The sequence below is a fragment of the Sulfolobus sp. E5-1-F genome (genome assembly GCF_009601705.1).
In the GTDB taxonomy this organism is placed as follows: Archaea; Thermoproteota; Thermoprotei_A; order Sulfolobales; family Sulfolobaceae; genus Saccharolobus.
Genome location: NZ_CP045687.1, coordinates 887,124 through 899,702 on the forward strand (window position 1 = coordinate 887,124; position 12,579 = coordinate 899,702).

Consider the following 12,579-nt stretch of genomic DNA (forward strand, 5'->3'; position numbering starts at 1 on the left):
CACATCTTTAAGTATTTGTATAGGATACACTCTTATTGTGATTAACTTGAAAGGAAATAAAATCGATTACCTATTTCTCCTTTTTGGACTATTAGGATTAGGTGCAATGATATACTCTTATCTGACCTTTGGCCTAGATGTGATAAATAGTAACAGTTGTACCATAAATTCTGTAATAAGTTGTATATCAGTCGAAACTTCTAGATACTCAACGTTTCTAGGTATAAAACTATATTATTACGGAATCGCTTACTTCTCCGCCATAATACTACTCTTTTTATTCGTTGTAATGGGAATAGGGACAAATATATCTGGCTACTTAATTTTCCTTCTAAGTATCCTAGCCTCTATCATATCTATTTACTTAATATATACTGAAATATTCTTGTTAGGACACATATGCATACTATGTACTTTAGCACATGTCTCCATTTTCAGTATCTTAGTCCTCTCAATAATTAGGTTCAAAGATTCACTTTTAGCCTAGTCCAAATAAGTGAACTATCCTACCCTTAAGGATAAGACACCTCAAGGTGAGGATTTCTCGCTTCTTCCAGGAAACTTGCTATGGACCCCTTCTGAGAAGGGAATGTATGGTAGAGGTTTCCTGTCCACAGACACTAAGGGCAGTCCCGACCCCGCACAAAGAATAATCACGATCTACAACCTAACCACACTTAGGACAAACAAATACTCGATCCTCAAGAGTAAGATCGTTCTTTACATAACCACAGCGAACACACTTCCTTGACGTATTCCTCGGGTTTACCTTCACCAACTTCCTACTAGCTCCTTTAGCCTTGTAGAAGAGGAAAAGGGAAAAGTTGGAATGTGTTTCCTAAGTCTCTCGACTTCTCTACTATTTGCTTATTTTCCAGATCTTCAACGTAAATCTCCTCGTATTGCTCCACAAGCCACGCGTTTACCTTAAGTGTAAATATAAGAGGAGTGAAGAACCATAGTAGTTTCATGAAAATAACGTGTAATATATACAACGTTTAATTTTTCAAATAAGGTAAATTTATACTATATACGCTTCATCAATTTATGATTACTTAAATCCTCTTGAGGAGAATCTATCTTAGTGTTTAAGGTTTAACGTAAATCTGCGTAAAGTACTAATCTAGATAATCATATCGATACTAAAGTTACCTTTTATTAGTTGAGGTGATTTTCACAAGAAAGAAAACCATCTTCCGCTTTTATTTCCCATTTCGGAAAAAATTATGCCTAGTTCTAGTTTAAACTGTACCAATTGTGTATTCTTGAAAATCCTTGAACTTTCGTGTATTCAAAAATTCTCTTCGAAAACTTTTTCGCGTCTTGCTAATTACCTCGTTACAATATCTATTTCAGAGTTCTTAATATTCCTCTTTAATCAAGACCTTTACACTTTTCAACTTCATCTTAGCCAGTTCAACAGCGTAAGAACTTACGTTAGCAACTAAACTAGGCTTATTCTCTAAAGCCCTAAAATCATTACTAACGACTATCTCATCTGATCTCATATTTTCAGATATTTTCTCTATCATGTATGATAGGACTTCTGGGAATTTTTCTAGAAATTTTTTGGTATCTTCTGTGAAGTTGCAAATATACTGAAATTGCCTAACCTCACACAGTTTCAGCATGTCCTCAGCTATCTCCCTCTTGTACTCCTCCCTTAAGATCGAACTTAAAAATTTTAACGTCTCGTCATTTACGTAAACGTTCAAGCCAAAAGGATCTGAGGAAACACAGCAAAGATTACCGGTAAATGGTATACCCCAGAAACCAACCAAAACTCCATTCTGATAAACCGGAACTCTACCCATTATCTTCAAAACGTTAGAGGAGGGCACGATCAACTTATCGAAAGGATAAGTAAAGCGTATATCTACCTTCTCAGCTCTCACGTAAACAATGGTCTTATTATCTGTTTTAACATTAGCCCTAAAAACGACAGGTAAAGCTTGGTTCTCGTCTATCCAATTAGGTATTGGTTGATGAAAGATCTCATTATCGTATTTCACACCAAATGAGTATGCGTGGTTTCCAGTTAATATATAGATGGGAATCCTCTTATATAAGGCTAATATTATTGCGTGTTTTAAACCCATTCCATATCTCCCAATACTACAACAATTCTCTAACGTTAATCTTTTCCTAGTTCTAGATCCAAATAGAAGTAGATCTCTCTCAGATATTGTCCCCTCATTCTCTATTTTATAGTATCCACCATCGTAGACGAAATTTAATTTCTTGTATGTATTAAGAGTTTCCTCTAGATCTTTGGCATTCTCTATCATAGCGTCAACAGCGTTTTCAAATATCTCCCTTAAAATGAAAACAACGGGATAACTTTCATATACTTGACTAGAACAAATCACACTAAATATGTTCCTAGAATATTGTAAAGTAACGAAATCATAGCTCATGTATTCATTAAACGTTGCCTCAAAGGGATCAGTGATACTTATTGGTTCGCTCAAGGGGTTAAATTTTAAAGACATAGTTCAGACTCGCCTCCACATAGTACATATTACCTCTTTACCTTCAGAGTATATAATAACTTTAACGATATTTAAGCTATTGGGTTAAATTCTTACGTAAAACCTAACGAAGTTATCCGTCAATTTTTATCCTACTTAAGGTAATTCAATTTTTAAAGTCAATTTGTGATCTTATTCCTCATTAACCCCCTTTCATATTATGGTGATACAACAACTGAGAGCGTTCTGTGCAGTAATCTTATTTGATAAATAGTAAAATTATATCAGTATCCCTATATACTATATTACCCTCAAGTAGGTTTAGCTCAAGTTATCTCCCTTGAAAATACATTACGTTCAACAAAGCCAAGCTATAATTCCCTATCTTCTAACCCCTATTAATCCTAGTATCCCTCGCAAGATCTACATCAAGAATTATACCTCTTCCTTATTTCGTATAAACTTCCTCAAGCTGTATTGCAGTTCTTTGCCTCTAAGTCAAGACGACTAATTGTGAAAATTTCTATCATAATATATTTTTACAATGATATATCAAATAAGATTACTGCATGAGAATACTCCGATATTTTTAAACACCTTATAATTAAACGTAAAATATAAATATACAACTTCAAATATAACTCAATGATAGAAGTATTAAATGTTTCGAAGAAGTACGGGAACTTTTTGGCATTACAAGACGTTACGTTCACTATCAACAACGGGGAACTAGTAGGTTATGTAGGTTTAAATGGGGCTGGGAAGACAACAACAATAGAAATAATAGCCGGAGTTAGCTTCCCTTCATCAGGAGACGTAATTATTGACGGCCACAGCATAACTAAAGAGAAGAAGGAAGCGTCAAAAAGAGTAAGCTGGGTACCTGAATTACCAATATTCGAACAGGACGCAAAAGCACTAGATTACTTCATTTACCTCGCAGGATACTACGGAATAGAAAAAGAAGAAGCGAAAAAGAAAGCGGAAGAATTATTCTCATCCTTTGGTTTACTAGGAAGAGAAAAAGATAAACTAAAAAACTACTCCCAAGGAATGAAAAAGAGGTTCGTATTAGCAGTATCTTTACTTTCAGATCCTAACAACTTCATATTCGATGAAGTATTAAACGGTCTTGATCCCCAAGGAATAATGTTCTTCAGAGACCTAGCTATAAAGTTGAAAAGGGAGAAAAAGGCAATTTTGTTCTCCTCCCACATTCTTTCAGAAGTAGAGAGTATAGCAGATAGAGTAATTTTCATTCATAAAGGTAAAATAATAAGGCAAATGGCAATGGACGAAATAAGGAAGTTCTTTAGTTCTAATACCTTTAGGGTTACTTTAGGAAGAGTTGACAATAACGTAATTAAGATAGCTGAAAAGTACGGTAATCCTACACTTCAAGGTAACACGATCGTTATAGAAAACTTTAACGGAAATATCACTGGACTTTCCTCAGATCTGTCTGAGTATAACATAATTGAAATGAGTAGACTTGAGGGCAATTTGGAGGAAGTGTTCTTCAAGTTAATAGGTGATCAAAAATGAATCCCGTATTTTATGACTTTAAGCGGAGTTTCCTTCGATTATCAGTAATAATTTTTATTATTATATTTGCTACTTTAGGAATATCAGCCTCTTATGAAACTTATGTGTCAACTGTAGCTCCTAATCCTTATTTTTATCATGATCTGAATGTGATAGGAGTGAGTATTACAAAGGGAGACGAAAATAATATTATTGGTTATGTATTTAATAATCAAGGAAATCCTATAAGTAATGCAGAAATAAACGTAAATAATTCCATTTATAGGACTAATTCCTCAGGCTATTTTAGTATTAATGTAAGTTCTAATTTCTCAAAACCTATTATTATATCCTATAATAATCAAAAAATCTCATTTGAACAATCTTCAGTGTTCGGGAATGGTACCAAATACTTATCTACAGTATTATTCACATTATCTACCCCTGTAACACACAAGCTATTCAGTTTAAATAATGATAATTCGGTGATTTCGACTTCTAATTCAAATAGTATGGCATCTTTAGGATTGGTAATAGTTAAAGATACGTTAATTTTGGTTACAAATAATCCTAATAATCAGCAAGTTTATATACAATTCCGAAGCTTGACTTCAAATACTTCTACAAATGGAGAATACATAGGAAATGTAACCAACTACTTTAATTTTTATCACATCCAATCCCCTAGTTCGGAGAAATTACTAATAGTTACAATAATCTCTAATAAGTCTTTACAATCTACATTTTCCTCACTATATTATCCTCATGGAGATGCCATTACATCACTAGTAAATAATATAGATGATGTAATGGGCATATTTGCTATTGTTTTCCCGATTATAATGCTATATTTAGCATATGTTCTCTTTTCTAAGCCAAGAGATACTGGTGCACTAAAGTTCATACTCGCAAGACCTATCACAAGAAGGGAATTATATATTAATAGATATTTAGGAGGTGTAATAACAGCTGTATTATCTTCATTTCTACTTAGTTTTCTATCATACATTACTCTTTCAGTTTTACTATTATCTTCAGGAGTCTCATTGCCGATAAATATTCCACTGTTAACTTTCGCTTATGTTACTGCAGAATTGATAGCCTTCTTCTCATTAGTATATATGTTACCATCTTTCATAAAATCTGGAGGAACAATGCTGGGAATATCTATATTTCTTTTCTTATTCTTTGAAGTAGGAATAAACATTATAGCTGAAGTAATGGCTCTTACAACTCACAATATCAGTGGAATAACTAATATATTATGGGAGATTTATTACTTTAGTCCTTTAGGAGTACAAAGTTACGGAAGTTATTATTTAGAACGCCAGTACGGATTAACATCAACAATAAGCACTGTTCATTTACCTTTAGTAATATTGTCTACAATATTATGGATTATAGTTCCATTTATAGTTGGCTTAATAAAATTCAACAAGATAAACATTTGATTTTTAACTGAAAGTTTGTGGGTGTTCTAGGGGAGTGTTCTCATGCAGTCATCTTATTCGAGTTTTTGAAGTATTTCAAATTCACATCATTTTCAGTAAACTAGTATTAGAAAAAGTATTACAATTATAAAAATAACCTTCTCATGCAAAGCTTGCGGACATTTCATCGGATGTGTACAGACGTATTAAAAACCAGTTGGCGTTCTCCCTCATTGCCTCCTTTGCAAGTTCAACGACTATTTCGGAGTTTTTATCTGGATCTCGGTTGTCCCATCGATTCATTGCCTTATTAAATACTTCTGCCATATCTTTATATTCTTCGCCGATCTGCTCAATTTTGAACCTTTCAAAGTAATTTTCCAAGGCGCCAATAAAGAATGTTAAAATATATGTCCCTATCAAGATGCCAAATGTAATTAGCTTGCTTATGGACATTACGTTCAGAACGTTCAACAAGACCACCAGCGAGATGCCGACAATAATCAAGAATTCAACAACCCTTTTCAGCTTATTTACTTCTTTCTCATACTTATTCACCGTACTTGAGTAATACTCGAGCTGCCCTCCAATCCAATACTTCTTTACCGCCTCAAAATCGGGCCTTGGCTGCGGATCAAATACGTTTACAGACTTCAGCGTTTCCCTAACCCACCTAATGTATTTCTTGTACCTCCTTGGATAGAGATCGTGAATGTCCTCATGCTTCCCGGCAAGCCTCAAAAAGAACAAAACCCTAAGCCCCTCAGCCAAAGCCCTATACTGTATATATTTCAGACGAAATGATTTCGAAAGTTTCAAATACCTAAAAATAATCAATGAAACTATGTAAAGCACAGAATACGACAGCAAAGCCCAAAAAGCATCTGATAATTCATAAAACAAAAGCAGAGTTAACAACAAAAACCCCAAAATAAATATCTGAGAAATCTGAGTTAACCTCCACCTATCCCTATACCTAATTGAAATCGCATCAGACTCTCCAAATATAAATGAAACAAAATTCTCCTTCCTAAGAATTTCCTCACGCTTTCTCGAATCCTCCTCAAAAACTAAACTATCCCTAGATCTCTTAACCTCCTCCTCACTCAACTTCTTAACCTCCCTATTAAATTCGTCAATTTTCTTAAACGTTTCATTCTTATCTAAACACAACTCCTTTCCACCCTGACCAATCTCCGGACACAACCATTCAACCGTGGGATTAAAGTTCAACTCCGGATACTTCTTCCTCCTAGTACGAATATGCACGACAACTCCCTTATCAGGCTCATCCAAAGGACCTATATACGGTGTATACTCATTAGGCAAACCCTCCAGTTTAAACTTAACTATTTCAGATGTCCCACCCTTTAAACCCGTAACCTTACCATCCCAAAGAGCTATCAACACTTGACAATGTTTAACTATATACACACCAACTTCCTCATACCTTTGATCCCTTTCCGGCCCATACTGTTTTATTGCATCTATTTTACTAGGATCTATTGGCAAAGTGAAATAGCCTAACGCTTGTTTCTTAAGCCTCTCATATTCCTCTAACGAATCCTTGAAGTCATCCTTGTACAGATCCTCCCGCATTGGCAATACAACAACATACTTCACACCCTCCTCCAAAGCAGCCTCAGCAGCAATCCTATCAGCACCCTCAGCCAAAGGAGTTAAGAGAAGCAAAGGAGTATCAGGAAACTTACTCCTCAACTCCCTAAAAACCCCTTTGATCAACTCCTTCAACCTATCCCTATCTTCATCAGGTATATCCCTATGCCCAGTTATCCCAACTACAAGATGTATATACTTCCTTTCAGCATCTACGTCTTTACTCATCCTCTCTCCCCTCTCCTAGCCATCTCAACACATTGCGATGCGAGATTAGCGTAGTAATTCAAATTAAACCTCCTAAATATATCCAATGCCTCACTACACGCCTTAATAGCTCCATCATAATCACCCTTCTCTAAATAAATATAACCAATGGCAATCAAAGTGGTCGCAAATTCTGGGCGATTTCTACCATATACCTTCTCCCTAATACTTAAAGCCTCATTATAGTACTCTAAAGCCTTATCGTAATCACCCTTCTCTTTATAAACAAGACCAATGTTATGTAACGTACCTGCAACATCTGGGTGATTCCTACCATATACCTTCTCCCTAATACTTAAAGCCTCATTATAGTACTCTAAAGCCTTATCGTAATCACCCTTATTTACATAGACATTCCCAATGTTATTCAATGTGTCCGCAACTTTTGGATGATCCCTACCATATACCTTCTCCCTAATACTTAAAGCCTCATTATAGTACTCTAAAGCCTTATCAAACTCACCCTTCTCTTTATAAACAAGACCAATGTTATGTAACGTACCTGCAACATCTGGGTGATTCCTACCATATACCTTCTCCCTAATACTTAAAGCCTCATTATAGTATTTTAAAGCCTTATCAAGCTCACCCTTCTCTTCATAAATAGCTCCAATGTTATGTAACGTACCTGCAACATCTGGGTGATCCCTACCATATACCTTCTCCTTAATACTTAAAGCCTCATTATAGTATTTTAAAGCCTTATCAAGCTCACCCTTCTCTTCATAGACATTCCCAATGTTATTCAACGATACCGCAACATTCGGATGATCCCTACCATATACCTTATCATAAATATTCAAAGCCTCATTATAGTACTCTAAAGCCTTATCGTAATCACCCTTATTTACATAGACATTCCCAATGTTATTCAACGATACCGCAACATTCGGATGATCCCTACCATATACCTTATCATAAATATTCAAAGCCTCATTATAGTACTCTAAAGCCTTATCAAACTCACCCTTCTCTTTATAAACAAGACCAATGTTATGTAACGTACCTGCAACATCTGGGTGATTCCTACCATATACCTTCTCCCTAATACTTAAAGCCTCATTATAGTATTTTAAAGCCTTATCAAGCTCACCCTTCTCTTCATAAATAGCTCCAATGTTATGTAACGTACCTGCAACATCTGGGTGATCCCTACCATATACCTTCTCCTTAATACTTAAAGCCTCATTATAGTACTCTAAAGCCTTATCAAGCTCACCCTTCTCTTCATAAATAGCTCCAATGTTATTCAATGTGTCCGCAACATTCGGATGATCCCTACCATAGAACTTCTCATAAATACTCAAAGCCTCATTATAGAAATTCAGTGCTTCATCAAAACAACCCAACGAACCCATTAAAATTCCAAGGTCATTTAAAATATCAGCCCTCTCCTTGTTATCTTGAACGCCCGTAACTTTATCACTAAACATCATATTCTCACAATCCTTCCCAAAACCAAACGTTACATAATTAACCAACTCGTAAAACCTGTTGTTAGGGTACTCTCTTAAGAAGAGCTTAAGCACGTTAACGTTTGAGAGGTATTTCCTAATCTCATCCCTATCACCAACCATGTAAAGCTGGTAAGGTGCCTCATATATCTGCCTCTCATCAACCTCTTGCTTCGAAAAGTAATTGTAAATTTTACGCCTATACTCAACTTCCTCACCCTTATCCTTGAACAACTTCTTCACCATATCCCTCAAAGACTCATGCATGAAATCAAGCAAATCATTCTTATTAGCCAAATTATAATCAAGATAATTCCTCATAACCGAAAGATATGCGGGAAGTATATCCGACGAAATCCCAACAACCTCATTTTCACTCAACCCACTCCTAGAAACAGCAATCAACTTCAAAAACTCTAAAACCGACTTATCATTCCCAAAATACATGTACATCACACGCCTAAGCTCCCCAACCATAACACCATAAAGATCCTCCAAACTTCTCACAAGATACTTCCCTATCATCCTATCCATAAATTCATTCTGAGACTCCTTCTCCTCCTTCATTTCGTAAATCCCTAAAAGCATATTAAGGAGCGTCCTCAAGTACAATGGATTCCCAGCCATCTCCTCCTTAACTATCCTCTTAATTTGATCCTCCGTCAATTCCTTCCCCGCAGCCTTTAACACCCTCCTTATTATCTCCTCCCTCTGCTCAATCCCCAGACTACTCAGCACGTACTTTCTGAAGCCCAAGTTCACCAGATAATTAAACTGCTCAGTGTTATCCCTACACGACGCAAGAACCTTCACCTCATTTAGATAACTAACGAAAAGTAACTCCCGAGCCTCCGGCAGTTGGTCAAGACCATCTATTATTATGAGCGCATCTTCCTTATTAGGAAGAAGGCTCAACCACCTTGATAACATCGCGTAAATTTTATCCTCCTCATTTGGAATTTCCTCATCGATCTTAATACCATTGGACTCTAACCTCTTCTTTAGTTCTTGGAGTAAGTGAAGCGCGATGTCCTTTGACGTCTCTCTTCCTCCCGCCCCTATGTAGTGTTCAAAAACAAAGGCGTTAGGTTTCTCGCCTCTGTATATTTCGCTCAAGCGGGCTAGCGTAGCGCTCTTCCCGATCCCAACTTCACCAGTAACCACAACCCTTCTTTCTTTTTCCAACTTTTCCAATATTTCTTTCAAGGTCTTCTTATCCTCAACGTAATTATTCAATAGCTCCATCTTGTATTGTGAGTGTATTAAGTTGATCTGGTCAAGCTGCGAGATCGACTGTTCAGGGTAGTTCTCGTCGAGCATTTTAATGAAATCTTCTACGATTTGTTCTCCCAACTCTACAGGGTTCTCAAACTCCTTATCTCTCCAGTGCCAAGGTGAATCCTTCACCCTGATTTTACTCTTTAAATCCTGAAGCTTTCTCAAATTTTCTGAGTCATCTTGTTTTTCAGTAGATGCTTTATCAGATTTGAAATAGAAGTAGGAGTATTTTGCCATTTCGGGCTTGAGGAAGACCGCATAGTCTATTTCCATGTGGGTAATGCTGTACCCTTCTTGAGTCCATTTGTCCTTCAACGTCTTATCTACTTTAAGTTTGTCCACTTGTTCCTTAGAAGGTACCGTGCCGTACCTGTTGCCCAGTATTCCTATAAAGTGGGGTCTTGCCTCATCTATCTCTGCGAGGCACCTCTCAATGATCTTGGCTAGGTCGTTTTCTGTAATACCCCATCTCAAGTCTATTATGGTTACATATACTCCTCTGCTTCTCGCTATACTTCTTAGCTTGGGGTAAACTACGTTTACTAGGTAATCGCGCTCTTTATTCATATCCCTAAAAGTTGAGGAGACGAAAATCCTTACAACGTTTTTCTTTTGCTTCCCGCTCATAAATTATTATAATTAGGTGTATATTTAAACATATATGTTCCTTAATTATACTACAATGTTACCTTCATGTTGAATACACCATTATCAACAGTTTCCAATAGATCATGAAATCTATCTCACTTAGTAGTTTACTGAAAATGATGTGAATTTGAAATACTTCAAAAACTTTTTATGATGATAATACCAAAATTAGATAATGAAAATAACGAGTCTCTTCAATAGGGGATTTGTAAGGGTAAGGAAGTACCTAGGGCAGTTCAGTAATAAACATTTCGATCGAATTTTAGGGGAGTGTTCTCATGCAGTCATCTTATTCGAGAACTATTAGTAAAATTATATCAAGTTTTCTCTAATATATTGTACTGTCCTCAAGTAGGTCTCGTTCAAGGGAGTTATCTCTCTTGAGAACACGTGAGGATACATAATGTTCCACAAGGCCAAGCTGCAATCTACCATCCTCTGACTCCTATTAACCTTAGTATCCCTAGCTAACCTAGCAAGACCTACACCAAGAATTATGACTCTCCACAATGTAAGTTTACTTCTTACTATACGATTGTCAAGAACTTGATAAACACAGTAGTGATCAGTATAGTTTAACCCACTTCTCGGTAATAGAGAAAACTGAAGGTCTTATGATCCCTATCCTAAACTCAAAGAACGGTATTCTATCTGGCAAACCCATAGATCCTCTTCCCATGCCTAAATAAGTCCAGAACTCGTCAAACACTCTAAATTTAACAGTAAACTCTTGAGTTTGACCCTTCAAGATTGACAACTCAAAAGCTTTTGACTCAAACCTCTTCACTAGGCTATATATTGTAGTTATAATAGGTTGTTAAGGATCAGACTTATTATTCCGTTTTCGTAAAATACTACATGATGCCATTGCAAGAGAGAATAAAGGAGGCGATAATGACGTATTTGCAAAGCAACTTATATTACCCAGACGAGTACAGACATAAGTTGAACTGGTTTATAAGGTTCGGCAAGTGGATTATCACTAATTACACTATTTACAACAGTAAGGGCAAAAAGGTACGCGAAGTTTACGCTTATTTTAAGCTAAACAGAAGGGGTGTGTTAACCCTTTTAGGTGAGTATTGGATTAACGATCAGGATGGAACGTGGATAGGAGAGGAATTAGTAAACAGAAAGATTAGTAAGGATTGCATAAAGATTGTAAACAATAAGTACCTTTGTGACTAATCTCTTTTTAATATCGTTAATTTACCTTAAATTTTAGACCTTATACATTCGCCATAATGTAATCGATCTTCATGAAAAGGAGCATTAACCTTAATAATTTGTTATAACTTGCTTCAAATATCGATATAATAGGAGGAGATATACGTTTAACACTATTTCACTAGCACTTCTAGCGTATAAAGGTATAAAGTGTAATTATATAAATAAGCAGAATCGAATAATCTTTATTTATTTATTTTGGGTTCTTTTAGTGTTCCAACTCACTTCCTCCGCTTAAAATGCTAATCTTTAACGTTGATTATTTCATGAAAGCTGTTATTTCCTTTTTGTTACTGTACACTTTAGCAAAAATGAAAGATCCTTATCATTAAGATTTATTGTTTAATTAACTATTACATCTTTTTTTGCACCTAAATTGATCATTCTAACCTAGAGTAATCTCCTATAATATCAACTTCAAAGCCAACAATGAGAAGTCTGCATAAAGAAAACGCGCAACTTGGATTATTAGTAGTTTTATCGTCGTAACAGTAGAATTGAGTCGTTCAAAAATATTTTGACAAATTCCTTTTGCAAGTAGACTCTCCCACCTTGCCGAAACTTTTTCTTCTGTAATTAAAAGATAATACCATCTTTAATGTATTATCTTCCTAATATATTACTACAAAAGTTAAAACCTACACTTTCAGTGTTCTCTCTAAA

Annotated in this window: 8 protein-coding genes and 2 pseudogenes; 5 read left to right on the forward strand and 5 right to left on the reverse strand. The window is 35.7% G+C overall.

Annotation, left to right across the window (positions count from 1 at the left end):
* Positions 1-37 precede the first annotated feature (37 nt).
* Positions 38-487 (forward strand): vitamin K epoxide reductase family protein, encoded by a 450-nt coding sequence (locus GFS03_RS04595; protein WP_153422716.1) that lies wholly within the window; start codon positions 38-40, stop codon positions 485-487.
* Positions 488-528: 41 nt separating this feature from the next.
* Here the strand turns inward: GFS03_RS04595 and GFS03_RS04600 are convergent.
* Positions 529-929, reverse strand: a pseudogene (locus GFS03_RS04600) (zinc ribbon domain-containing protein); the annotation flags it as partial.
* Between the two features lie 432 nt (positions 930-1,361).
* Positions 1,362-2,492 carry a hypothetical protein gene (locus tag GFS03_RS04605; protein ID WP_153422717.1) on the reverse strand — a complete coding sequence of 377 codons (1,131 nt, stop codon included), beginning with the start codon at positions 2,490-2,492 and terminating at the stop codon, positions 1,362-1,364.
* A 624-nt stretch (positions 2,493-3,116) separates the two neighbouring features.
* On the opposite strand from GFS03_RS04605, the gene GFS03_RS04610 reads away from it, so the two are divergent.
* Together GFS03_RS04610 and GFS03_RS04615 are read left to right on the forward strand one after the other, a co-directional pair.
* Positions 3,117-4,016 carry an ABC transporter ATP-binding protein gene (locus GFS03_RS04610; protein WP_153422718.1) on the forward strand — a complete coding sequence of 300 codons (900 nt, stop codon included), beginning with the start codon at positions 3,117-3,119 and terminating at the stop codon, positions 4,014-4,016.
* Entirely contained in the window at positions 4,013-5,446 is a 1,434-nt protein-coding gene (locus GFS03_RS04615) for an ABC transporter permease subunit (RefSeq protein WP_153422719.1), read from the forward strand. The genes GFS03_RS04610 and GFS03_RS04615 overlap by 4 nt, the downstream gene beginning before the upstream one ends.
* Positions 5,447-5,587: 141 nt before the next feature.
* Here the strand turns inward: GFS03_RS04615 and GFS03_RS04620 are convergent, their stop codons facing one another.
* Positions 5,588-7,270, reverse strand: a complete 1,683-nt coding sequence (locus GFS03_RS04620; RefSeq protein ID WP_153422720.1) for a hypothetical protein — start codon at positions 7,268-7,270, stop codon at positions 5,588-5,590.
* Positions 7,267-10,668 (reverse strand): tetratricopeptide repeat protein, encoded by a 3,402-nt coding sequence (locus tag GFS03_RS04625; protein WP_153422721.1) that lies wholly within the window; start codon positions 10,666-10,668, stop codon positions 7,267-7,269. The genes GFS03_RS04620 and GFS03_RS04625 overlap by 4 nt, the downstream gene beginning before the upstream one ends.
* A 196-nt stretch (positions 10,669-10,864) precedes the next feature.
* Between GFS03_RS04625 and GFS03_RS13660 the strand changes: the two genes are divergently transcribed.
* On the forward strand, positions 10,865-10,996 hold the full coding sequence (locus GFS03_RS13660; protein ID WP_256365647.1) for a hypothetical protein: 132 nt from the start codon (positions 10,865-10,867) through the stop codon (positions 10,994-10,996).
* A 5-nt stretch (positions 10,997-11,001) separates the two neighbouring features.
* On the opposite strand, the pseudogene GFS03_RS13535 reads toward GFS03_RS13660, so the two are convergent.
* Positions 11,002-11,497, reverse strand: a pseudogene (locus tag GFS03_RS13535) (IS1 family transposase); the annotation flags it as partial.
* 53 nt (positions 11,498-11,550) lie between these two features.
* On the opposite strand from GFS03_RS13535, the gene GFS03_RS04640 reads away from it, so the two are divergent.
* Positions 11,551-11,877 carry a hypothetical protein gene (locus GFS03_RS04640; RefSeq protein ID WP_153422724.1) on the forward strand — a complete coding sequence of 109 codons (327 nt, stop codon included), beginning with the start codon at positions 11,551-11,553 and terminating at the stop codon, positions 11,875-11,877.
* The last annotated feature ends 702 nt before the right edge of the window (positions 11,878-12,579 follow it).